The organism is Salinivibrio kushneri (assembly GCF_027286325.1).
Classification (GTDB): Bacteria; Pseudomonadota; Gammaproteobacteria; order Enterobacterales; family Vibrionaceae; genus Salinivibrio; species Salinivibrio kushneri_A.
Genome location: NZ_CP114588.1, coordinates 1444711 through 1466482, shown reverse-complemented (window position 1 = coordinate 1466482; position 21772 = coordinate 1444711). Strand labels below are relative to the sequence as shown.

Here is a 21772-nt window from a genome sequence, read left to right as displayed (position 1 = left end):
ATTCAGAGCTTTTTCTGGAGTGATTGCAGTCACTGCTATGCTTGGTTGTGCAGTAAGGTGGTAGGTGTGACACAAAGGAGCTCAATTTTTTTACCTATTGGCCGATAGATTAGCTAATCTAGACAAGCGAGTAATAGGATAACAGGCAGTAGCATGACCACGTGGAATGACCTTTTAGGCGTGAAGGCTGGCGACAATGCCGAGCAAATCAAACAGCGCTATAAGCGACTTTCCAGCCGCGTACATCCCGACAAGGGAGGCAGCACGGGGCTAATGCAGCTGGTCAGTGAAGCTTATCAAGCGGTAAAGTCAGGTAAAGGCGAGGGGAGCGCGCTTGGTCAATCACAAAGCGATGCCAGCCAAGCGGCATTGCGCAGTCAGGTCGCGCGATTGCAAAAAGAACTGACAGCGCTGCAGCAAGAAAACCGAACATTAAAAGCTCGCCAGGCCAATACCCAAATTCCTGCGCACTTAACCGCAAAAGTCGCCAAGCTTGAGTTTGATAATCGCCAATGGCGTGAGCAATACCAAAAACTTGAGCGACAGCACCAGTCGTTGGAATCTCAATATCACGCTTTGCAGCGCGAGCAGGACCAACGAAAAAAAGATTTGGTGCAGGTGAACCGTGAGTTAAAAGAAGCGCTAACGCGCGCAGAGCAATTAGAAACCGACCTCACTCGCAAAGCGACCCCGGTGACATTAAAGCCAGCCAAACCTGGTTTATCTTGGCGCTGGGTGCTTGCATCTTGGGCAGTAATGGCGCTGCTGATAAGTCCACTTGGCCAATGGCAGCAATGGGTTGACCGCTTTTGGGGGCAAGATCAGGACCAGACCGCACAACGTGTACGTATTATTGATCCCGCGCCTTCAGAGCCTCAGCCCGCGCAAGCGAATGATTTGCCCCAGCCTCAGGCGGCGCCAGCGCCAGTAATACCCGTTGCACCTATGATTCAGCTGAACCCGGACGCGAATCAGTGGCATATCAATCAATACGCTGAGACCGCACGGCCTTACTTGGCCTTACGCAGCGAGCAAGGGTCGTATGTGGTTGCAAATTGTATGGGCGAGTTTTATATCTACCTCAATCAGGGCTATCAGCCGCTTCGTGTGCCACCAAACTTGGATTATGTGGCACAGCGTCAGCACTTTCATGTTTATGCCATTCCTTATGGACAGGGCGCGTCGATGGATAGTTGGCAGCTGGCACGTAAGGTACAAATACTCGAACACACCTTCGTCAGTGCTGACCTGGCGTCCAAACTCAGCGCATTTGAACAATCGTGTCGACAAGTACCCGGTTTAACCGCGGTAAACCTATAAACAGTTCCGTGACTAAGCAGGGGGGGGCTTACATTGCTTTGCTTATCTCATCGCATCGCAAAAAAGTCGATAGCGAGCTAGCAGGCCGCGAGTTCGCACGCCCAAGGTATCCGTGCGGTAAACCGTGAAAGTGCACCTGATTTCACGCACATGTATTACACTGATCAATAAGTAATTAGCGTGACTGATGAGGCCTGTGTACATGCTCGATCAAGCGATGTTTGCGCACCCGTTCTATCCACCACGGCAAGACAGCCTAAATGGGGTGTTTCGGCGTTATAAACTGGCAGTGTCCCACTCGGTGTCTGTTGAGGAACATGTCGCTGGTATCGGGATCCCCTCGTGGTCTGAGGGACGCAACGCCGCCAGCCAAGACGCTGCGGTGGTAAAAACCATGATGGCGCAGGGCGCTAGCCTGATAGGGCAACTGCAAATGGATCCTTTAGGCGTCAGTATCACTGGTTTTAATCCATTTTACGCGGAGCTCCGCAACCCTCACTTTCGTCAGTACCGCGTGGGAGGGGCGAACGCAGGTATCGCGGTAGCGGTGGCAAAAAAGCTGGCTGATTTGGGCATTGGTAACGATGCATTTGGCGGCGTGCGGATCCCTGCTGCACATTGTGGACTGTTTGGCTATCGTCCGACGCCAAGCCTTATCGATACCCAGGGGATCATCTCTGTCGCAGAAACCTTTGATAATGTGGGAGTGTGCAGCGCGACACTTGGCCCGTTAAGTCAGTTTCAAGAGCTGGTGGCTAAGCCATCCTCCGCGGTGACGAATATCCAAGGTGTGGTCATCGCCGAAGCGGTTTTTGCGTTATTCTACAGTGATGAAGCGATGGCGCAGGTCTATCAGCACCTCGAGCATTTGAGCTTACCGCAAGAGTCGACGTTGACGATGAATAAACTGGTGCTGTCGCGGCTTGAAAATGCGCAGGTGTCAATTGCCAGCCAAGAGTTTCTGTTGATGTACGGCGCGTGGCTGAAACAGGCCAAGCTTGATTTGCCCACCTCAACGCAACAGTATGTAGACCGCCTAAAAGCTGTCGACTACAAAGCGCATTATCAGGCGAAGAAAACCCGCAAGCAGTTGAGAGATACCGTTTGTGCCATGTGGCCAAGCGATAAGGTGTTACTGATCCCATCCACACCGGGCGCCATTTTACCTCGTGATGCGGACGCGTCAGATGGCGATGCGTTTAACTTATCGCAGCGACGACTGATGGCGCTCGCGGAGGTGTGTGGTTTACCCCAACTCACTATCCCGTTGTTTGAGCATCAAAACACCCCTTATGGCGTGACATTACTGGCTCACCCTTACAAAGATAAGTTATTGATGGAAGTAGCACGCCGTTGGCTCGATTAACCGTACGGATTGCACCCTTATCCATCCTGTCGTCAAGAATTTTCTATAAAAAACCGATTTTTTAGGTTAAACCACTGATGTAAAAGTGAAAAATAAGTTTTTCTTTCCGCGTTTACTATCAACAGAAACTGTGGATAACCGGTTGGATTAGTCGGTGTTTAACTTCATAAAGTATTGAAAATAAATGGTATTATACGGTTTGTTTGAGGTGGTGATGGACCGGGTAAGTGTTACAAGAAAGTGACAAATTGGCTGTCACTTTGGTTTAACACCGCGTAGAGACTGTATTCACCCATATTCCGGTGCGGTGATGCTGTCACTTATCGTCAATATGGTCACTTTTTGGCGGCTTTAAGCTTGTATTGTGTCTTACAATGGCTACGTATCACGCTCCTTGAACGCAGGGCCGTGTGCTTGGTTTTGCGTCCACGTGTACGCTCGCGCCATACCTTAAAGCTGCGCGGCTTTAACTCACGGCGCATCAGCGCGATAACATCATCTTGTCGCAGGCCATAGAGTGCTTCAATCGCCTCAAACGGGGTTCTATCTTCCCACGCCATTTCAATAATCCGGTCAATCTCTCCCGGTTGCTCGTTCAATGCCATATCTGTCTCCTTGTGCTGGCGGCAATTAATACGCGTAGAGCAGGGGAAACCGATCAGCGTGTTCCTTCTGACCAATCAATGCTTTTACCCTTGTTTTTGGGGACTTTAAAAATGAATAATAAATACAGTTAGTTACGAAAGGCTCTTTTTAACAAGGGTAAAAGACGATTTTTATCCTAACAGTCTGTTGTATCGAACGATTGTTAGGTTATTCTATAGTTCACTGCCGCACAGGCAGCTTAGAAAATTCTGTTCGTGTTTTGGCGCGTGTGCCACGGGTTCACTGCCGCACAGGCAGCTTAGAAACGAACGAGTACCACGGGAAGATCTGCTTGGACGTTCACTGCCGCACAGGCAGCTTAGAAAACATCCAGCCCGCAGAGGCCAGCGACGGGCACGTTCACTGCCGCACAGGCAGCTTAGAAAACAGCGGGAAAGATGTTGCGGTTGCGGTGCCGGTTCACTGCCGCACAGGCAGCTTAGAAAAAGACAGTAGATTGCGATCTTCCTTCAAACGCTAAACTGTGCCTTGTTTCACGGGCATGCGTTGCTATTTTTGTTACCTTTCTAATGCTTGTGAGTGACCTGCTTGGTCACTCGGACAATCACGAAAGGGACACCCATGGGCGATCTCTCGCCCTCCGATCTTAAAACGATACTTCACTCCAAACGCGCCAATATGTACTACCTCGAGCATTGCCGTGTGATGCAAAAAGACGGGCGTGTGTTGTACTTGGCGGAGGCCAAACGCGAAAACCTCTACTTTAATATCCCGATTGCCAATACCACCGTCTTACTGCTCGGCACCGGTACGTCAATTACGCAAGCGGCGATGCGTATGCTCTCGCAAGCGGGCGTGCTGGTTGGATTCTGCGGAGGTGGAGGCACACCGCTGCACATGGCAACTGATGTCGAATGGTTTACGCCGCAAAGTGAGTATCGACCCACCGAATATCTGCAAGGTTGGTTGTCTTTTTGGTTTGATGATCAAAAGCGACTGGACGCTGCACGGGCTTTTCAGCTAGCACGCCTGAGTTACCTAAAGCAGGTCTGGCAAGCGAGCCGTGAACTTAAGCTTGAAGGGTTTGATGTGGTCGAATTGGCCAGCGCGCTGGATACCTTTGTGGAACGAACCGAGAAAGCCAGCAAGCCAGCTGATTTATTGCTTACCGAAGCGCAGCTGACCAAGGCGCTCTACAAACACGCCGCCAACCGCACGCAAAAAAACGGTTTTAAACGCCAGCATGAGGCCGACGATCTCGCCAACCGCTTTTTAAATCATGGCAACTACTTAGCCTATGGCTTGGCAGCGAGTTGTTTGTGGGTGCTTGGGATCCCGCACGGGTTTGCGGTGATGCATGGCAAAACCCGTCGCGGCGCGCTGGTGTTTGATGTGGCTGACCTAATCAAAGATGCCATCGTGCTGCCTTGGGCGTTTGTATGCGCCAAAGAAAACGTCACAGAGCAAGAGTTTCGTCAACAAGTACTGCAAGCCTTTATTGAGCATAAGGCGATGGACTTTATGTTCAACACCATCAAAGCCATTGCGCTGCAAGATGACTCTGAAGATGAGATAACGGAGCAGCAACGATGATGGTGACCTTTATTTCTCAGTGCGAGAAAAAGGCACTGAAGAAAACCCGCCGTGTGCTCGATGCCTTTGCCAACCGAATAGGTGATAACACCTGGCAAACACTGATCACCGAAGATGGCTTAAACACGGTGCGAAAAATGCTGAGCAAAACTGCCAGCCGCAGCACCGCGGTCAGTTGTCATTGGATACGCTCTCACTCACGCAGTCAGCTTTTATGACTCGAATTCGGTAGTCAGAGCTTCATAACCATTGTATCAGAACATCAACGACGATTGCTGAAACTGTTGGGTCAGTTGTACGAAGCGGTTTATTTCTAAATTAGGTGTGGAAACTCGGATACATCCAGTGCAATACAGGTCGATTTTTATTCTGTTTTTCAGTGCAAAATGTGATAAGTTTCAAGGATGTGAAAAATTAAAATGCAATGCTTAAGTGTTAGGTTTAACTTTTATCTCAAGCGTTATATTAAAATTAAATCTATATCAGAACAAACTATATTTTAAGTTACCATAGGAACGACTATGTTTTTGAACCGTTTATCAACAGATGAAAAGGAAGCATTTCTTGCTCTTGCCCATCATGTTGCGCATTCTGACAATGACTTTTCAATGGAAGAAGAAGTCTTGATTGCAAAGTACTGCATGGAAATGCAAATTGACGATATTGAGTACGATGCAGTGAGGTTTGATTTAGCATCAGTGCTCAATACTTTTGAGTGTGATAGCCATCAGAAAATTGCGTTACTTGAGTTAATGGCGCTTATTTATGCGGATGGAGAAGTTGCCAAGCAAGAGCAGCAACTATTGAATGATATGATTACGCACTTTGGACTCAATCCAAACTTGGCGATTGTTTATCGTGAGTGGTCTAAGAATATCTTATCTCTATTCACCCAAGGTGAAGCATTGATCCACCTATGAGTTACCCGTGCACCCGTTGCGGCTTGTGTTGCCAAAAAATTCAACATGTACCTGAGTTGAAAATCTTTCACAATGGTGATGGTATTTGCTTGTACTTCAATGCTGATGTTGGCTGCACAATATATCAAGAGCGACCTTTAGTATGCCGAATTGATGAAGGGTATCAGAAGCTTTTTGAAAACCAGTTTTCATTAACAGATTACTACCTTAAAAATGCTGAAGTTTGCAATTACATGCAATTGGAAGCCGAACTTCCAAGTCATTACAGAGTTAAGTTAAAAAATGGACAAACATAAACTATTGCAGTTTTTACCAACGAATGAGCAGAATGTAAACCGTTTTCTGTACTTGAAAAACAATGCGACTAAACCACGTATAGCAGTGTTTGGGAAATATAATCACGGCAAAAGTTCATTATTAAATGCAATGGTAGGAGATGCGGTTTTCAAAGTAGAAGATAAACGCGAAACCATTGAGAACAAAGAGCTTGAACAAGATCATGTTATTTGGATTGACACCCCTGGGCTTGATGCCGATGTACATAAAGAAGATGACAAATCTGCCATTAAAGGTGCGTTTGAAATGGCTGACTACTTGTTTTTAGTTCACCAAGCTCAAGCGGGTGAGCTAGATAAATATGAGATGAAAATTTTCCAACAATTAGCACGTCAGGACAAGAATTACAGTAAGAAGATGTTTTTAGTCTTAACGCAAATCGATCAAAAGTCTGCCGATGAAGTAGCTATTGTTGAGGAGAAAATTCGCCAACAATTACTAGGGAGTCTTGATTTACGTGATTTACAAATCATTTCTGTGTCAGCGCATCGTTATAACAGAGGTCTTCAAGAGGACAAAGCGGTTTTCTGCGAAAAGAGTGGTATCCATGCGCTCTTTGATCTGACTGCTACTTTAGTGTCTGAGGTTGATGAATTACGCAAGAAAGAAATGAAACGCTTGAAGTCTAAACTATTGCTGGATTTTGCTGCGCAAAAAGAGGCATTGAATGCAGAGTTAAAAGGGCTACGCTCTCAGCAGAGCAGTGAACTTAGTATGTTAAAGCGTGACGTAAAACAATTATCAGCAGACTTGGTTTAACCAAGAACAGTAATGTAAATAGTAGGAGTTAATTATGGCTATTCCTTGGTTAATCGGGGCTGCAGTGGTAGGTGTCGTTGGTGTTGTCGGTGCCGCATTATCTGATGATGATTCAAGTTCGAGTACTAGCTCGGGCTCACGAGAATTAGAGCGAGAGAGAGAGAGAGCAGAATCTGAACGAAAAGCAAAAAGAGCACAAGCCGAACGAGAAGAAAAAGAGCGGAAAATTACAGAACAAAATCGAGCGCACGCCAATCGTTTTATTAATAAATATAGCTTATCGATTTCAGCAGATTCATTAGTCGCGGCATCAAAAAATAGCAATCTTGAATGTATGGCAATTCAAGCATTTCAAGAAAGCAAAAAATCGACTAAACAGGCACGACAAATCGAACAGATTAGTAAGCAGCTAGAAGAAATGAAGCAGCTTGAAAACGATTTAATCAATTTGTAAGAGAATGGAAAAATGACCAATAGCAACCCGTTTCTTACTGCGTTAGAAAAATTTAAGTCAGACTTCAAATATATATCGGATAAAGAGCAGGATTTAGTTGCAATAAAATCCGCTTTGGTTGTAGAGCTTACCCAAGCAGCTCAGTTCAGTAGTAAGCAGATCAATGAGCAGCATCCATTGTTTAAATTGGCAACACAACTAAAGGCTTCCATCTATCAAGGCGTGCTAAGTTGGGATGCAAAATTAGAAGAGGCGTCACCAATGCGAGCGCTCAGCGAGCAGTTTGCTGATCGTGTTATTTTACTTGTATTTGGCAAAGTGAATGCAGGTAAAAGCTCGTTTTGTAATTACTTAACGAATCTATTTGCTCCTGAACAGATTAAGCGTTTTTGCTTTAAAGACGGCAAAGTTAAATATTTTGAGGGTGCGTTTGCCGAAGGTGTTACCGAAACTACCGCTCAGATCCAAGGTGTAGAGCTGGGCTCAAACTTGGTGCTATTAGATTCACCGGGGCTTCACTCGATAGTGGATGAAAACGGTGATCTCACTCGTCGCTATACCGACAGCGCAGACGCTATTTTATGGCTTACGCCATCAAGTTCTCCAGGGCAAGTACAAGAATTGCAAGATCTCAAGCTTGAGCTTGAAAGGAAAAAGCCATTACAACCCGTCATCACGAAAAGTGACGTATTGGTAGAGGATTGGTGTGATGAGGCGGAAGACCTTATCCAAAAAGTGGAAAATAAATCAGCCCAAGTTCGCCAATTGCAGCAAGAAGATGTGCATAGCCGAGTTACGGCATTAGGCGGTGTTGATGATTTGAAAGAAGCGGTATCCGTATCGGTTCATGCGTACAAAACACTTACAGCGACCTCCGAGAACGCATTACAAGAGGCTGGCTTGCAAACGCTGTTTGAACGCCTGGTAGTAATAGTGAACGAAGCTAACCAATATAAGGTGGTTAAAGCTAAGCGCCAAATGATTAACTTCTTGGATGGTGAAGTACTGCATTCATTGAATGAAAATATTTTACCGCAAGTGCAAGAGTTGCAGCAACTACTAACAAAAACAACGTATAACTTACGCCAAAAGCAAAATGTGATGTTGAGCCAGATTCTTGATAACGTACTGTGTGAAGTACCCTTAATCGTCGATAAGCACATGAACAACCGTGATAAAGAAGCGATAAGTCGTGAGCTAAACCAATTGATTGAAGAGCAAATCAGCAATACGTTGACGCAGGAGCTATCTGGCTACGTTAACAATATTCAGCGTGTTTCAGGCGATCTGTCGAGTGGCAGTTTAGGTGATTTTGATGATATCACTATTGACGTTAAACAGGTCACGGGTAGGCGAGCGTCGAGTATCGCTTCGAGTGCTGGTGGATTAGGCGGGGCAGCTGCTGGGTTTGCGGTGGGTGGACCTATTGGTGCTTTGATTGGTGGTGCGATTGGCTCTTTTGGCGGCAATAAACTCGGTGAACGAATCTTTGTCGAAATATCCACTCACAAAGAAGCGGTTGGGGTATCGCCAGATCAAGTCATCCTAACCACATCAGCAGCAGTACGTCAGCAATTGCCACAATTGGTAGAACACGTCTTTCGTGATGTGCAAACATCTTTCATGCCCTTACAGCAATACGCTGATTCCATAGTAATTGCGATTGAAAACTGTGCTTCAAAAACTCAAGCATTGAAGGTATAAATTATGAGAAATCCATTTGATGAAATAACTCAGAACCTTGATGAATCAAAGTGTTTAGTTGGCGCCTATCATCCGAATAATCAGATTGATCGTGTTTATGCCGAGTTAAAAGAAAAGCTAGATGATAACACTCTGCAAGTAATGCTTTATGGTGCGTATAACGCAGGCAAAAGTACATTGATCAATGCGCTTATTGGTCAAGAGAAAGCAACCGTAAATGACATTCCGACCACCGACACGGTTGATTACTATGATTGGAACGGGTATCGACTCTTAGATACTCCGGGCGTCAACGCTCCCATTGAGCATGAACAGACTACAATTGAGCAGATTAAACGTACTCAAGTGATGTTGTTTGTCATCCGAGAAGGGGACCAAGATTCAAAGGACCTTTATCATCGATTATTTGAAACGATTAAGCTGAATAAGAAAATTTTCATTGTACTTAACCATCAGCTTACGAACGATTCAGATAAAGCAACAGCTTATCAGAAGATCCTTCAGATTCTTTGTCATAAAGCTTCTGAATATGGCGTGAGTAATGAAAGCATTCAGCATATTAAAGTGTTACCAATGAATGCGAAAACGGCATTGACGGGACGTTTAAAAGATAATCACACTCAGTTGCTTGAACGCTCTGGTTACAGTGAGTTCATTGAGGTGTTTAATGACTGGTTAAAATCAACAGACAACCAAGACAATCAACTGTCAGCAATTCAGAGTGCAGTTAATGAACTTTGGTACCAGCCAGCGGTAAACCAACTGTCCACGAAGGACACCTCAGAACATAACGAGCTATTGATGCGTTGCCGAGAAGATAAGCAAATGCTTGTAAGTCGCCAACGATCGTTAATAATAGAAGCAAGAAATATGATCAGTCATGAACTGATGTTGATGAAGTCTGATATCAGTGGCTGTATACAGAGTACACAAGATCAAGCGCAACTTGATAGCCAGTTACAGCGTTTAATTGACCCAATTGGAGACAAGCTAGAAGCGTGGATCAACGATAGTTTGGGTGAAGTTAAGGGTCTACTAAACGTTGAGGTTTCTTACCGCTTACAACAAAGCTTGAGCTCAAATAATTCTGAGTATCTAGACAAGGTGGCTAGAGGGCTTGGAAATATGGGCTCCGCTGACAATATCAAGGGGTTATTACTTCAAGGTCGTAAGTTAAAGATCCCGGGTTTAAAAGGACGATGGGAGAAAACGTTGGGTAAATGGGCAGGAAAAGGTGCAATCGCTGTTCAGCTACTTACCGCGTTATGGGATGTGTATAGCGAAGGCAAGGCGCAAGATCAGCAAAACGCTCAAGAGCGTCAAGCGGCTGTTAGTTTATATCAGGCAGTTGATGAGATCTGTTCAGTGGTTAAACGTGAGTATGGCAATACTTCTGAGCTGATGATTACCGAAATCCTCAATGCTCAGATTCGAGCACTTGATGATGAAATCGCAAAAATTACAGCAGAAGAAAATCAAACTCAACAAGATTTGCAACAAGTGCTGGACTTTCAGAATAAACTCAGCTCGATTGGTTATTAGGGTGCGCCGCTAGCGTCGATTCGGCGGTGCCCCAATGATCTTTAAATCCGCTTTTCTACGCTTTTCATCGTCGCGTAGAAATTCTCGTGCGAGCTGATATTAAGCAGATAGAGCTCGAGTTTGTTTTCAATCCAAGCGTAGCCAAGTAACACTTCTTGCCTATCGAGCTTGAACTTGTGCACCCAAAGATAAGACAGATCGCCTTTTTTCTGGATGCCAAGCGTGGGATCTTCAATGATTCTGTCTATCTCGTCCTCGACCACTTCACACTGCGCCTCGGACAACTTGTTCATCTGCTTTTCAAAAACACGAGAGACGAAAACATCAATCTGATTGTTTTGGGGTCCGTCGCTCATAACGTTTTACCTTACCAAGTTTAACTTCTTCAGATGCAATCAGCGCCTCTTGCACAAAGCTGTAGGGTAAATCAGGGTTCTCAGTCATGATTTTCCCAATTTTTGCCCAGTACTCAATTTGCTTGGGCACGGAGCGCATTTCAGCTTCTGCATGCACTTTTACATCTGACACAAACTCATCATCTAACCGTACACTGGTTGGCATGATTCACTACCTCATTTATAAATCTTCACTGGTTAATGTGCGACAAAATGTCGCGCCTTGCAACATATTTAGAACTGGCACATCTGGTGTGACTTAAGACGGTTCTGCTTCAACATATGTGATAAGTTGATACCCTTGCGACCCTTCTTTTTTTGCCGTTCAAAAATAAGCAATAAATACAAAGCGTTATGGAAAGCGATTTTTAACAAGGGTAAAAGGCCATTTTTATCCTAACGGCCTGTTGTACCAGATGATTGTTAGGTTATTCTATAGTTCACTGCCGCATAGGCAGCTTAGAAACATTATTGGCAGCGAATTCCGGCTCAGTTACAGTTCACTGCCGCACAGGCAGCTTAGAAAACCGCGTTTTTCGTCTTGAGTTTGCCTTTTGAGTTCACTGCCGCACAGGCAGCTTAGGTGACACAAGCGCCGCTACAGTGTTGGATATATAAAAACTGTCAATGGGCGCCTGTCACGATTAGCGCTTATATCAACCGATGTAAATGCTCCATGCTAGTCTTGATGTTGTGACTTATTAAACAATGAATACGTTGTAATTTCTTAAAGAACAACTAATATGTTGTATGTAAGCCATAATACAATATTAAAGTTGTTTGGGGATGTGATGGTGTCACTAAAAGATATAGCGCGCGCATTGCAAGCCCGTCGCAAATCACTTGGGCTAGAGCAGTCTGACATGTACATGCGTATTGGCATGAAACAACAGCAGTATCAGCGAGTAGAGGCGGGGAGTGATGTTCGGTTATCGACTTTGCTGCGCGTGCTTGAAGGGCTCGACCTGACATTAACGCTCGAGCCCAAAGCATCTCAGATGGTTGATGAGTCGGTAAACCTCGATCGTTATAAAGATGATGATAACGACGATCTCGACTTTTGGTTAGGGACGGAACATAGCGATGACCAAAACCAGTGAAGGCGTTGAGGGGCTGAACATTCAACTGCATGGCGTTGATGTAGCCGTTGTTACTCACTACGCGGGCGGGAAGAATATTCTCACGTTCAATCCGGCGTTTATCACCACCTCTCAGCATGAGCGTTTGACCTTTTCGTTAAGGCAACGTCGCGATCCGCAATACTTACACACACCACAAATTCGCACGGATAAACTGCCGCCAGTGCTCTCCAATTTGCTCCCAGAAGGCGCATTGAGAGACGTCGTCTCACAGGCGTTACAGTGTCATACAAACAATGAGTTCGCGATACTCGCATATATGGGGAAAAACCTGCCCGGAGCCATTGTTGCAACGCCGATTAAAGCGGGTGAGTTACCGCGTTAGGCATTGGCGCAAAGACTCTCAACCGCACCGCAGCAGATTGATGTTAAGCATGCTGATAACAAGTTTTCATTAGCCGGCGTACAGATGAAATTTTCTTCATCGCACCGTGATGGTCGATACCATATTGATCACGACGCCAATGAAGACTCATGGATCATAAAAACACCCTCAACCGTGCATAAAGGCGTGCCTCTCAACGAATTCACTTGTATGACGCTCGCTGCGCAGGCCGGCGCCGTGGTTCCTGAAATACGTTTGATCAACGTGGCTGAGTTAGAGGGCTTACCCAATATTCAGCTACCAAACGAGCCCTTTGCGTATGGCATACAACGCTTTGATCGCGGGTCGGATGGCCGAATACATGCGGAGGATTTTGCTCAGGTGTTTGGCTTATATCCTTCAGATAAATATCAAAAAGTGAATTATGAGCAGTTGGGAAAAGTGTTATATCGTGAGAGTGCTAATGGACGAGAAGACATACAGCAAATGGCACGCAGGCTGCTGATTAATATCTTGCTCGGGAATGGCGATGCGCACTTAAAAAACTGGACGATCTGTTACCCCGACCGTATGTTGCCGCGATTATCACCGCTTTATGATGTGGTCTTTACGCAGCCCTATATTGAATATGACAACATTGCGTTGAAAATGGCGAAAAGTAAGCGTTGGTATGATATTAGTTTGAGCCATTTTGAACGCTGGTCGCAAGATGTGGGTGTGCCGTGGCAAATGATCAAACCGCATCTGTTGGATACGATCAACCTGGCACGAGATATCTGGCCAAATCAACTTGCGCAATTACCGATGTTAACGGAGCACAAAGCGATGCTACGTAATCATTGGAAAGCCCTGCACGAGGACTTTACCATCGATTCGTGAGCCAATCTAACGGAGAGCTAATCGGCACCTTCTTACCCTTCTTTTTTAGCCACTTAAAAATAAACAAGAAATACAGTTAGTTACAAAAGGCCATCTTTAACAAGGGTAAAAGATGATTTTTATCCTAACGGCCTGTTGTTACTGACGATTATTACGTTATTCTATTGTTCACTGCCGCATAGGCAGCTTAGAAAGCAACTGCACGGCGGCGGCGCTGGCCTCGGGGGTTCACTGCCGCATAGGCAGCTTAGAAATTTTGGCGCAACAAAGTTGGCCAAGCGTTTTTGTTCACTGCCGCATAGGCAGCTTAGAAACTGACAGCGGCCGCCTGTTTTGTCCCATCAACGTTCACTGCCGCATAGGCAGCGACGATGACACAAGCCCCAGCACGGTGTTGGATATATAAAAACTATCAACGGGCGCCTGTCACGATCGAGGTTAATCGTTGGCCTCGATGTCGGAGACGCGCGACGCAAATCACCCCAAGCTTGTACGATCGAGTTGGCGCTTGTCCGACCTACGCACAGGCAGCTTAGAAACAAAAGCACTCCCACTGCGTGCCCAGCGATTGTTCACTGCCGCATAGGCAGCGACGATGACACAAGCCCCAGTACTATGTTGAATATGGGCGCATAGCCAACGGGGCGCGCAGTCCGCTTGGCTAATAGATGGCTGACATTGCACTGGCGCTTGTCTGACCTACGTGAACTTTAACGTCGGTGGTGCCATTGGCGATGCTGTCTGTCTTTTTCATTGAAATGACTAGTTTAATGTATTTCTGAGTCACTTAACTTTATGGCCTTACATTAATCGTTGCGTTTATTTCTATTGAATAATCAAAAACTAATTGATATCGAGACTTTTCCTGTCCAGCTTTTTTAAATTGATGGCGAGAATCTATTCTACGATCAAACGGTAGCGGCATTTGGGTCGATGTTGTCTGTTGTTGAGTAGCAGGGGTTGGATATGAACATCAATAACACCATGAAGTTAGTGTTCTTTATTATTGGGGCTGGGATTGTCATTAGTTTTATAACTATTATTCAACTCAACGGCCTGATGAATAAAGTCGATGAAATGGCTCAGGTGCGATATGAATCGTATCAAGCTGCCGATGAATTGAGGCAAAGCTCTGATGACTTAACTCGCTTGGGTAGAACCTATGTGGTGACGGGAGATGAAAAGTACGAAAAGATGTACATGGATATCCTCGCTATTCGTAACGGAGAGAAACCTCGCCCCGAAGATTATCACACCATTTATTGGGATTTAGTATTAGATTATGGACAAAAGCCAAAACCGGATGGAGAGACAATCGCGTTAAACCAGCGTATGCAAGAGCTTGGCTTTACGGAGAAAGAGTTTGATTTTCTTAAAACAGCCCAGGGCAATTCTGATGGGTTGGTGAATATGGAAGTGAAAGCCATGAATGCGGTCAAAGGGCTTTATCCAGACAGCGCCGGTAATTATACCGTCCAGGGAGAGCCAGACAGGCAAATGGCGATCGACTTGCTACACAGCCCGCAATATCACCAAGAAAAAGCTAAGATCATGAAGCCTATCGAACGTTTTTTTGTGGCATTGGAAACACGAACCAATGCGCAATTTAATCAGGCGGCGGCAAGCGTGAAGAAAACCGTTCTCATTGGCAATATATCGTTGGCCGTTGTGGTTGTGATCGCTGTGCTGGGTTATGTAATAACCAAACGTAATGTTGTTAATCCCATTGATAGAATGGCATCCACGCTCAAAAACGTGGATGACAACTCAGATTTAACGTTGCGTGTTGATGATAGCAAAAATAATGAAATCGGCACGATTGGTAGCACGGTAAATAAAGTAATCAGTAGTTATTCGTCGACTATTGAAAAAATTAATAACGTTAATCATATGATTTCCCAGATCACAGATAGTTTGGTGAACATCACGGATAAAAACGCTAAGGTATCGAGCCAGCAAAATCAGGAATTAGAGATGGCTGCGACCGCGATGGAAGAAATGACGTCTGCATTATCAACGGTTGCGGAAAATACGTCGATGGCGGAAAAGTATGCGGGTAATACCGAACGAGAAACCGGTTCGAGCAAAGAGGTATTTGATAAGACAATGCTAGAGTTCGGTAGCTTGGAGACGGAGTTCAAGAAAACTTCGGAAGTCATCCAAGAGTTGGCTGATGAATCAACCAATGTTGGTAATGTTTTGGACGTGATTAAAGACATCGCTGAGCAAACAAACTTGTTGGCTCTTAATGCGGCTATCGAGGCGGCACGTGCAGGTGATCAAGGACGCGGGTTTGCTGTGGTGGCGGATGAAGTCAGGTCACTCGCACAGCGTACGCAAAAGTCGGCTGGCGAAATAGAAGAAATGATCGGTGGTTTGCAAGGTAAAGCCGAGCAGTCGACACAAACCATTCGCGTTAATGCAGAAAAGATCTCATCCACACGAGATAATATGACCACGGCGAATGATGCCTTGGGCACGATCAAAGAGTCGGCAATAGAAATACATCGTCTCAATACCTCGATTGCCTCAGCGACCGAAGAGCAGTTGTCTGTCAGTGACGAGATTTCTGGTAATTTATCGAATATAAAGAACTTGTCGAGTGACATGAATGAGGCGATTGAGCAATTAGGCCCGATTGTCTCCAACTTGAAAGAGAATGTTGACTCGCTCAGTGGCGCGATTCGGCATATTCGCACCGAATAGTCACACTTTGGGCTGCTTGCCAGGGCAGGCAAGCAGCGATTCACCCCGAGGGAGTGAGTGTCTATTTAGAGCGCGCTCTCACGGTCATCTGATTTCTAAGCGGGCGCTAGACTAAACACTTGCGCGTCTTCTAAAGAGACGATGCCCCATTGCATTGAACAATGCGCCAGCGACAATTAACCCACCACCGGTATAAGTCCAGATAGACGGGACTTCGTTAAATATCCATACCCCAATTAATGTCGAGAACACGATTTGAATATAGGCGTAGGCGGAGGCTTGTCCCGCTTGTTGGGTTTGCATCGCTTTAGTTAAGCCGTATTGGCCAACTTGGGTAAAGACACCGACTAGCACCAACAGCAAGGTCAGTGACAGGCTGGGCAGTACAAAAGACGGCCACATCAACACGGTGGACACGGGTAAGGCGATCATCGGGAAATACAAGATGATTACTGAGCTGTCTTCGGTGCGGCTGAGCTTGCGGACAATCACATAGGCAATCGAGCTGCCTAATGCGCCCATTAACGCCACTACCACGCTAAAGGTAGGAAGCGCATCGTCAATGGAGGCATTGAGGTTAGGTTGCACCATAATATAGAGCCCAGTTAAACAGAGGGCGATACACACCAACGTCGCCCCTTGTAAACGCTCTTTAAGTAGCACGAGCCCTAGGATAGCGGTAAATACCGGGTGGGTGTATTGCAGCACTGTAGCTTCAGCGAGTGGCAGTGTCGTAACCGCATAGTACACACACATGAGTGCTGCGGTTCCAAGTACACCACGTAGCAACAGTAGCGGTTTGTTATTTCCCCATGGTGATAGGCCTTTGCGTCTGACATCGGTATAACTGATGATTAACGAGACCAAGGCCCGCGATGCAACAATCTCAAACACTGGGATGCCGTTGATGCTGACATATTTCACGCAGGCCGACATCAGCGCAAACCCGAGTGCAGAGAGCAGCATATAGCGGATCCCGATGGGGATAGCAGAGAGAGATAAGGCAGGCATAATCACACGGTGTTGAACAACAAGGCGGATATGATAACGCGTCTCGCTATTTTTTGCTTGAGGGTAGGGCAAATAAATACGCGGCCTTAATAGCCGCGTGTGCGTATAACGTTAGAAGGTTAAGGCCAAAGTTGTGTCAGTGAGCTAAGTAATCCTTGACTGGCGCCTTGTTGCCCAAGGTACTCAAGGATAATTGGGACAAATTGCTGCAACGTTGCGGCATTGATCCCCAGTTTTTCTGCCACGCTATATAGGCTGCTAAGTGAACTGATGTTGTTACTGACACCACTGTCACCGAGTAATGAAGACAGCGAGCTTAAATCAGGGCGGAGACTCGCAAGCTCTTGCTGGTTATTCCCCGTCAGACTATTGGCTGCCATTGCCAGCAACGCGCTGGCACCACCAGCGGCTTGTGTTGAACTCACATCCACTTGCTCGGTAATGGATTGGACAAGGGGGGACTGACTGGCTTGCTCATCCGCGAACTGGGTCGCCATTTGCGTCATCACATCGGTCGTTTTATCGCCTTGGCCAAACAGAGCGTAGCTTGGTGTTGCGAAAACAAGGCTAGAGAGCGTGAGAAAAGTCGCCACGTATTTCATCATTGATTATCCGTTACACAAAAAATAAACCGTGCTCTAGGTATAGCGGGGATTGCCGCGGAAAGAAAGCCTTTCAGCGGCAAAGCGTTGACGAGTCTCAGGGTTAAGCCACGGCGCGTACTTTCTCTAAGTGCGCGAGGTATTCATCGTAGCTGCCGTTAAAGTGGATTAACTGCTGATCTTTGATCTCAATAATGTCGGTGGCCAGTGAAGAAACAAACTCACGATCGTGACTGACAAAAATCAAGGTGCCGGGGAATTGCTCTAGCCCTTTATTGAGTGACTCGATAGCTTCCATATCCATATGGTTAGTCGGCTCATCCATCACAATCACATTGATATCTTGCATCATCAGCTTGCCAAACATTAGGCGGTTTTTCTCGCCACCCGAGCAGCTTTTTGCCTTTTTGTTGACATCATCGGCAGAGAACAACAAGCGGCCTAAAATACCTCGAACAATCAAATCATCATGCTTGGCCGTGCGCCACTGCGACATCCACTCAAAGACGGTGAGATCGTTATCAAACTCGGCACTGTTATCCTGTGCACAGTAGCCAATGGATGCGTTTTCTGACCATTTGATTGTGCCTTCGCTTTGCGCAAGTTCACCGACTAAACAGCGCAGTAACGTCGATTTACCTACCCCGTTTTCGCCGATAATGGCGAGACGCGATCCGGCTTCGAGTAAGAAATGGCCGCCGCGAAACAGGGGCGAATCGTCAAATGCATGGCCTACCTCCCGCAATTCTACCGCTTGGCGATGGAGCTTTTTGCTTTCAGTAAACTGGATATAAGGGTGCACGCGGCTTGATGCTTTCACTTCATCAAGTTGGATTTTTTCCATGCGCTTCGCGCGGGAGCTAGCCTGTTTGGCCTTAGAGGCATTGGCACCGAAACGATTCACAAAGTCTTGCAGCTCACTCAGTTCGGCTTCTTTTTTGGCGTTGCTGGCCAGTAATTGCTCGCGTGCCAAGCTGGATGCAGCGACAAAGTCATCGTAGTTGCCGGGGTAAACACGAAGCTCACCAAAATCGATATCGGCCATGTGTGTGCACGTGGCGTTAAGGAAATGACGATCGTGAGAAATGATAATCATGGTGCACTGACGTTGCTGCAGTTCACCAGCCAACCAGTTAATGGTATGAATATCCAAGTTGTTGGTTGGCTCATCCAACAGCAAAATATCAGGGTTGGCGAACAGGGCTTGGGCAAGTAGCACCCGTAATTTCCAGCCCGGCGCGACTTGTGACATCAAGCCAAAGTGGAGCTCTTCGGCAATACCCGCTTGCAAAAGAATGTCGCCAGCGCGGCTTTCCGCGGTGTAACCGTCCATTTCCGCAAACTGGCTTTCTAACTCAGCCACGGCCATACCGTCTTCTTCGCTCATTTCCGGCAGAGAATAAATGCGCTCACGCTCTTGTTTGATTTCCCACAGTTTACGATCACCCATCATCACCGTATCGATCACTGAATACTGCTCATAGGCAAATTGATCCTGGCTGAGCTCGCCCAGGGTTTGTCCTGGGGTGATAGACACATTGCCTGCCGTTGGGGTGAGGGCGCCGCTCATAATCTTCATCAGGGTCGATTTGCCACAACCGTTGGCACCGATTAACCCGTAGCGGTTTCCGTTACCAAATTTGGCAGAGATGTTTTCGAATAGCGGCTCGGCACCAAATTGCATGGTGATATTGGCGATTGAAATCAAAAGACGTTCCTAGCGACTGTGCTCAACCAAGGCACGTAATCATGCCAACAAAGCATCTGACTTACGGCCAAGCGAGGAGGGTGTAAAGATAAATATGACTGAGCACGCATTGTACAGAAGTGTGATGGAATTAACAGATTAATGGTGAAGAAACCCAAGCCAGCTGGGCTGGCGTGGGGAATGTAGAGAGGCTTACAAATACCGCTCTTGAATATAGTCGCGGAAATGGGCGGGATTGAGGGTTTCGCCGGTGGCATCTTTGAGTAAGTTGTCGGTTGAGGTGGTGCTGGCGCGCTGCCAGATATGTTGGGATAACCAATCACAAATGGGTGAGAGGTTGCCGCTGGCGATAATGCCATCCACATCCAGTTGCTGACGCATCGTTTGCATCAATTGCGCGGCATACAGTGCCCCTAAGGTATAGGTCGGGAAGTAGCCAAAGCTGCCATCGGTCCAGTGGATATCTTGCATGCAGCCATTTTTGAAATTGCCAGCGGTGCTGAGGCCGAGGTATTGCTGCATTGCGTTGTCCCAACGGTCAGGGATGTGCTCGACGTCCATTTTGCCACTGATCAGATCACGTTCAATGTCGTAACGCAGCATAATATGCGCGGGATAGGTGACTTCGTCGGCATCGACGCGGATATAGCCAGGCGACACCTGAGTGAGCACGCGGTGGAGGTTTTCGACCTGAAACGCGGGATCGTCTTGGCGGCTAAAGGCTTGTTTGGCTTGCTGACAGATTAATGTCGCGAAGGGCGTGCTGCGGGCGAGCTGCATTTCAAAAAATAGGCTTTGGCTTTCATGTACCCCCATTGAGCGTGCTTGGCCAATCGGTAAACCGGCTAGGTCTTTAGGTAGTCCTTGCTCATAGCGCGCATGGCCGGTTTCGTGGATCACGCCCATTAGTGCTGAGGTGAAATCATGCTCATCGTATCGGGTAGTGATGCGCACATCAGTCGGCACGCCGCCACAAAATGGGTGGGTGCTGACATCGAGCCGGCCATACTCAAAACTAAATCCCAGCTGTTTCATCACTTGTTCACCTAAAGCTTTTTGTTGCGCTTGTGGGAAGGGCCCTTTAGGTGTGATGACTGGCTGCTTGGCTTGCTTGTCGACTACAGCTTGGATGGTCTCTGGTAGCCATTGTTTGAGCGCACCAAATACTTCATCGATACGCTCAGTGGTCATACCTGGCTCGTATAAATCAAGGAGCGCATCATAAGGTGAGCAAAGCTTTTGATCGGCACGAATATGGGCTTCTTCGCGTGCAAGCGCGACCACTTCTTTTAAGTTTTTGGCAAACCCGTCCCAGTCATTGTCTTGGCGCTGCTGACGCCACGCATGCTCGCATTTAGCCCCGGCCAATGATTTGGCTTTAACTAAGGTGTCGGGTAACACACTGGCTTGCTGCCATTTGCGCTTCATCTCTGCCAAGCTCGCTTTTTGCGTGGCGTTCAGGTGGCGGGATTTTTCATCTACGTCTGCGAACCAATCCCCAAGCTCCGGCTTGGTCATTTGTTGGTGGCAGTAGAGGGCGAGTTCTGCCATGGCGTCGGCACGGGCGTTATTGCCGCCATCTGGCATCATGGTTGCTTGATCCCAACCACAGATTGCGGCAAGGTGCTGAAAATGCGACAGGCGCTTAAAATGAGCTTCCAGCTTATCGAGTGGTTCCATTATCACTTCCTTGTTGACAACAATGCCAGATTATTCTGTCAATTTGAGTGAGAAAAGCAAGGCAGTGCCTCTGGTTCTGCCAGTAAATGCATAAAGGAGTTTGCAACGTCATGTATCTATTTGGGTACGGGAGTTTGATGAATCCAGCCTCACGGGCGCTGACAGGCGACTCAGGGTGGGCGTGTCCGGTTACCGTCAGTGGACTAAGCCGCCACTGGAGCAATGTGAGTGAGGCGTTTATCTCACCGCTGGTGGTGCTTGAAGGGGAAGGGGAATGCAACGGGGTATTGGTCAACATCGACCCCGAATCACTGCCCGATTTTGATCGGCGTGAGGCAGGTTATCAACGTTTACAGTTAGCCGAGTCAAACATTGCTTTACCCGAAGACGTTATCCTGGATGGGCCCGTGTACGTTTACGTCGCTGATACCCGGCGAGCGCCTGATGTCGATAAACCCATAGCGCAATCCTATGTGGATACGGTAATGGCAGGGTGTTTACGCTATTCGACGGACTTTGCTCGCGCCTTTTTAACCACCACTCAAGGATGGGAAGGTGCCTATCATAACGATCGCTCAGCACCAAGATACCCGCGGGTGGCGGGAGTGAGCGATCAAGACAGAATAGAAATTGATCGTTTAATGCAGAGTCATCTACAAGGCGTCGTCGCCCCCTCCGCCAATCCTTGATTTAGCGTGCTCAATAAAATAGGCCACCGATCATACGG

At 46.9% G+C, this 21772-nt stretch carries 21 protein-coding genes, 1 pseudogene and 1 CRISPR repeat array; of the genes and pseudogenes, 15 read left to right on the top strand and 7 right to left on the bottom strand.

Annotated elements, in window-relative coordinates:
* Window positions 1-153: 153 nt before the first annotated feature.
* Complete coding sequence (locus N8M53_RS06915) at window positions 154-1320, top strand: DnaJ domain-containing protein (protein ID WP_269578241.1); 1167 nt, start codon at window positions 154-156, stop codon at window positions 1318-1320.
* A 202-nt stretch (window positions 1321-1522) separates the two neighbouring features.
* Entirely contained in the window at window positions 1523-2686 is a 1164-nt protein-coding gene (locus tag N8M53_RS06910) for an amidase family protein (RefSeq protein WP_269578240.1), read from the top strand.
* A gap of 335 nt (window positions 2687-3021) precedes the next feature.
* On the opposite strand, the gene N8M53_RS06905 is transcribed toward N8M53_RS06910, so the two are convergent.
* The gene (locus N8M53_RS06905; RefSeq protein ID WP_269578239.1) at window positions 3022-3291 is read right to left on the bottom strand and encodes a TIGR03643 family protein; all 270 of its coding nucleotides are present in this window, start codon (window positions 3289-3291) and stop codon (window positions 3022-3024) included.
* Between the two features lie 218 nt (window positions 3292-3509).
* A CRISPR array of direct repeats spans window positions 3510-3777; the repeat unit is 28 nt; unit sequence GTTCACTGCCGCACAGGCAGCTTAGAAA.
* A 136-nt stretch (window positions 3778-3913) separates the two neighbouring features.
* On the opposite strand from N8M53_RS06905, the gene cas1f reads away from it, so the two are divergent.
* From cas1f to N8M53_RS06865, 8 genes and pseudogenes are all read left to right on the top strand, one after another.
* On the top strand, window positions 3914-4885 hold the full coding sequence (gene cas1f, locus N8M53_RS06900; RefSeq protein WP_269578238.1) for a type I-F CRISPR-associated endonuclease Cas1f: 972 nt from the start codon (window positions 3914-3916) through the stop codon (window positions 4883-4885).
* Window positions 4882-5100: pseudogene (locus N8M53_RS06895) on the top strand (hypothetical protein); the annotation flags it as partial. The gene cas1f and the pseudogene N8M53_RS06895, both read left to right, overlap by 4 nt.
* A gap of 306 nt (window positions 5101-5406) precedes the next feature.
* Window positions 5407-5805, top strand: coding sequence for a hypothetical protein (locus N8M53_RS06890; protein ID WP_077481099.1), 399 nt, complete (start codon window positions 5407-5409; stop codon window positions 5803-5805).
* Entirely contained in the window at window positions 5802-6101 is a 300-nt protein-coding gene (locus N8M53_RS06885) for a YkgJ family cysteine cluster protein (RefSeq protein ID WP_269578236.1), read from the top strand. Before N8M53_RS06890 ends, N8M53_RS06885 begins: the two co-directional genes overlap by 4 nt.
* Window positions 6088-6900 (top strand): GTPase, encoded by an 813-nt coding sequence (locus tag N8M53_RS06880; protein ID WP_269578235.1) that lies wholly within the window; start codon window positions 6088-6090, stop codon window positions 6898-6900. Before N8M53_RS06885 ends, N8M53_RS06880 begins: the two co-directional genes overlap by 14 nt.
* Window positions 6901-6934: 34 nt before the next feature.
* Window positions 6935-7354, top strand: a complete 420-nt coding sequence (locus N8M53_RS06875; RefSeq protein WP_269578234.1) for a hypothetical protein — start codon at window positions 6935-6937, stop codon at window positions 7352-7354.
* 12 nt (window positions 7355-7366) lie between these two features.
* Entirely contained in the window at window positions 7367-9058 is a 1692-nt protein-coding gene (locus tag N8M53_RS06870; RefSeq protein WP_269578233.1) for a dynamin family protein, read from the top strand.
* Between the two features lie 3 nt (window positions 9059-9061).
* Complete coding sequence (locus N8M53_RS06865; RefSeq protein ID WP_269578232.1) at window positions 9062-10600, top strand: GTPase; 1539 nt, start codon at window positions 9062-9064, stop codon at window positions 10598-10600.
* Between the two features lie 41 nt (window positions 10601-10641).
* On the opposite strand, the gene N8M53_RS06860 is transcribed toward N8M53_RS06865, so the two are convergent.
* Window positions 10642-10956: a type II toxin-antitoxin system RelE/ParE family toxin gene (locus N8M53_RS06860; RefSeq protein ID WP_269578231.1), complete on the bottom strand. Its 315-nt coding sequence runs from the start codon at window positions 10954-10956 to the stop codon at window positions 10642-10644.
* Window positions 10925-11161 carry a TA system antitoxin ParD family protein gene (locus N8M53_RS06855; protein ID WP_069586499.1) on the bottom strand — a complete coding sequence of 79 codons (237 nt, stop codon included), beginning with the start codon at window positions 11159-11161 and terminating at the stop codon, window positions 10925-10927. Before N8M53_RS06855 ends, N8M53_RS06860 begins: the two co-directional genes overlap by 32 nt.
* A 625-nt stretch (window positions 11162-11786) precedes the next feature.
* On the opposite strand from N8M53_RS06855, the gene N8M53_RS06850 reads away from it, so the two are divergent.
* From N8M53_RS06850 to N8M53_RS06835, 4 genes are all read left to right on the top strand, one after another.
* Window positions 11787-12095 carry a helix-turn-helix domain-containing protein gene (locus N8M53_RS06850; protein WP_077455917.1) on the top strand — a complete coding sequence of 103 codons (309 nt, stop codon included), beginning with the start codon at window positions 11787-11789 and terminating at the stop codon, window positions 12093-12095.
* Entirely contained in the window at window positions 12079-12459 is a 381-nt protein-coding gene (locus N8M53_RS06845; protein ID WP_269578230.1) for a HipA N-terminal domain-containing protein, read from the top strand. Before N8M53_RS06850 ends, N8M53_RS06845 begins: the two co-directional genes overlap by 17 nt.
* Before the next feature lie 84 nt (window positions 12460-12543).
* Window positions 12544-13338 (top strand): type II toxin-antitoxin system HipA family toxin, encoded by a 795-nt coding sequence (locus N8M53_RS06840; protein ID WP_269578229.1) that lies wholly within the window; start codon window positions 12544-12546, stop codon window positions 13336-13338.
* A 966-nt stretch (window positions 13339-14304) separates the two neighbouring features.
* Window positions 14305-16044 (top strand): methyl-accepting chemotaxis protein, encoded by a 1740-nt coding sequence (locus N8M53_RS06835; RefSeq protein WP_269578228.1) that lies wholly within the window; start codon window positions 14305-14307, stop codon window positions 16042-16044.
* Between the two features lie 111 nt (window positions 16045-16155).
* Here the strand turns inward: N8M53_RS06835 and N8M53_RS06830 are convergent, their stop codons facing one another.
* The 4 genes from N8M53_RS06830 to N8M53_RS06815 form a co-directional block, all read right to left on the bottom strand.
* Window positions 16156-17055 (bottom strand): DMT family transporter, encoded by a 900-nt coding sequence (locus N8M53_RS06830; RefSeq protein WP_269578227.1) that lies wholly within the window; start codon window positions 17053-17055, stop codon window positions 16156-16158.
* Between the two features lie 119 nt (window positions 17056-17174).
* Window positions 17175-17660: a DUF2780 domain-containing protein gene (locus N8M53_RS06825; RefSeq protein WP_269578226.1), complete on the bottom strand. Its 486-nt coding sequence runs from the start codon at window positions 17658-17660 to the stop codon at window positions 17175-17177.
* Between the two features lie 100 nt (window positions 17661-17760).
* Complete coding sequence (locus N8M53_RS06820) at window positions 17761-19365, bottom strand: ABC-F family ATPase (protein ID WP_420066572.1); 1605 nt, start codon at window positions 19363-19365, stop codon at window positions 17761-17763.
* Between the two features lie 192 nt (window positions 19366-19557).
* Window positions 19558-21045: a carboxypeptidase M32 gene (locus tag N8M53_RS06815; protein WP_269578225.1), complete on the bottom strand. Its 1488-nt coding sequence runs from the start codon at window positions 21043-21045 to the stop codon at window positions 19558-19560.
* Between the two features lie 137 nt (window positions 21046-21182).
* Between N8M53_RS06815 and N8M53_RS06810 the strand changes: the two genes are divergently transcribed.
* On the top strand, window positions 21183-21734 hold the full coding sequence (locus N8M53_RS06810; RefSeq protein WP_269578224.1) for a gamma-glutamylcyclotransferase family protein: 552 nt from the start codon (window positions 21183-21185) through the stop codon (window positions 21732-21734).
* The last annotated feature ends 38 nt before the right edge of the window (window positions 21735-21772 follow it).

What these genes read in the sequence shown, in the direction of transcription:
- N8M53_RS06845 (WP_269578230.1), top strand. Translation starts at nt 12,079, where the DNA reads ATGACCAAAACCAGTGAAGGCGTTGAGGGGCTGAACATTCAACTGCAT.
- N8M53_RS06815 (WP_269578225.1), bottom strand. Translation starts at nt 21,045, where the DNA reads ATGGAACCACTCGATAAGCTGGAAGCTCATTTTAAGCGCCTGTCGCAT.
- N8M53_RS06810 (WP_269578224.1), top strand. Translation starts at nt 21,183, where the DNA reads ATGAATCCAGCCTCACGGGCGCTGACAGGCGACTCAGGGTGGGCGTGT.
- N8M53_RS06905 (WP_269578239.1), bottom strand. Translation starts at nt 3,291, where the DNA reads ATGGCATTGAACGAGCAACCGGGAGAGATTGACCGGATTATTGAAATG.
- N8M53_RS06830 (WP_269578227.1), bottom strand. Translation starts at nt 17,055, where the DNA reads ATGCCTGCCTTATCTCTCTCTGCTATCCCCATCGGGATCCGCTATATG.
- N8M53_RS06825 (WP_269578226.1), bottom strand. Translation starts at nt 17,660, where the DNA reads ATGATGAAATACGTGGCGACTTTTCTCACGCTCTCTAGCCTTGTTTTC.
- N8M53_RS06865 (WP_269578232.1), top strand. Translation starts at nt 9,062, where the DNA reads ATGAGAAATCCATTTGATGAAATAACTCAGAACCTTGATGAATCAAAG.
- N8M53_RS06855 (WP_069586499.1), bottom strand. Translation starts at nt 11,161, where the DNA reads ATGCCAACCAGTGTACGGTTAGATGATGAGTTTGTGTCAGATGTAAAA.
- N8M53_RS06850 (WP_077455917.1), top strand. Translation starts at nt 11,787, where the DNA reads ATGGTGTCACTAAAAGATATAGCGCGCGCATTGCAAGCCCGTCGCAAA.
- N8M53_RS06835 (WP_269578228.1), top strand. Translation starts at nt 14,305, where the DNA reads ATGAACATCAATAACACCATGAAGTTAGTGTTCTTTATTATTGGGGCT.
- cas1f (WP_269578238.1), top strand. Translation starts at nt 3,914, where the DNA reads ATGGGCGATCTCTCGCCCTCCGATCTTAAAACGATACTTCACTCCAAA.
- N8M53_RS06860 (WP_269578231.1), bottom strand. Translation starts at nt 10,956, where the DNA reads ATGAGCGACGGACCCCAAAACAATCAGATTGATGTTTTCGTCTCTCGT.
- N8M53_RS06910 (WP_269578240.1), top strand. Translation starts at nt 1,523, where the DNA reads ATGCTCGATCAAGCGATGTTTGCGCACCCGTTCTATCCACCACGGCAA.
- N8M53_RS06885 (WP_269578236.1), top strand. Translation starts at nt 5,802, where the DNA reads ATGAGTTACCCGTGCACCCGTTGCGGCTTGTGTTGCCAAAAAATTCAA.
- N8M53_RS06890 (WP_077481099.1), top strand. Translation starts at nt 5,407, where the DNA reads ATGTTTTTGAACCGTTTATCAACAGATGAAAAGGAAGCATTTCTTGCT.
- N8M53_RS06915 (WP_269578241.1), top strand. Translation starts at nt 154, where the DNA reads ATGACCACGTGGAATGACCTTTTAGGCGTGAAGGCTGGCGACAATGCC.
- N8M53_RS06840 (WP_269578229.1), top strand. Translation starts at nt 12,544, where the DNA reads ATGAAATTTTCTTCATCGCACCGTGATGGTCGATACCATATTGATCAC.
- N8M53_RS06870 (WP_269578233.1), top strand. Translation starts at nt 7,367, where the DNA reads ATGACCAATAGCAACCCGTTTCTTACTGCGTTAGAAAAATTTAAGTCA.
- N8M53_RS06880 (WP_269578235.1), top strand. Translation starts at nt 6,088, where the DNA reads ATGGACAAACATAAACTATTGCAGTTTTTACCAACGAATGAGCAGAAT.
- N8M53_RS06875 (WP_269578234.1), top strand. Translation starts at nt 6,935, where the DNA reads ATGGCTATTCCTTGGTTAATCGGGGCTGCAGTGGTAGGTGTCGTTGGT.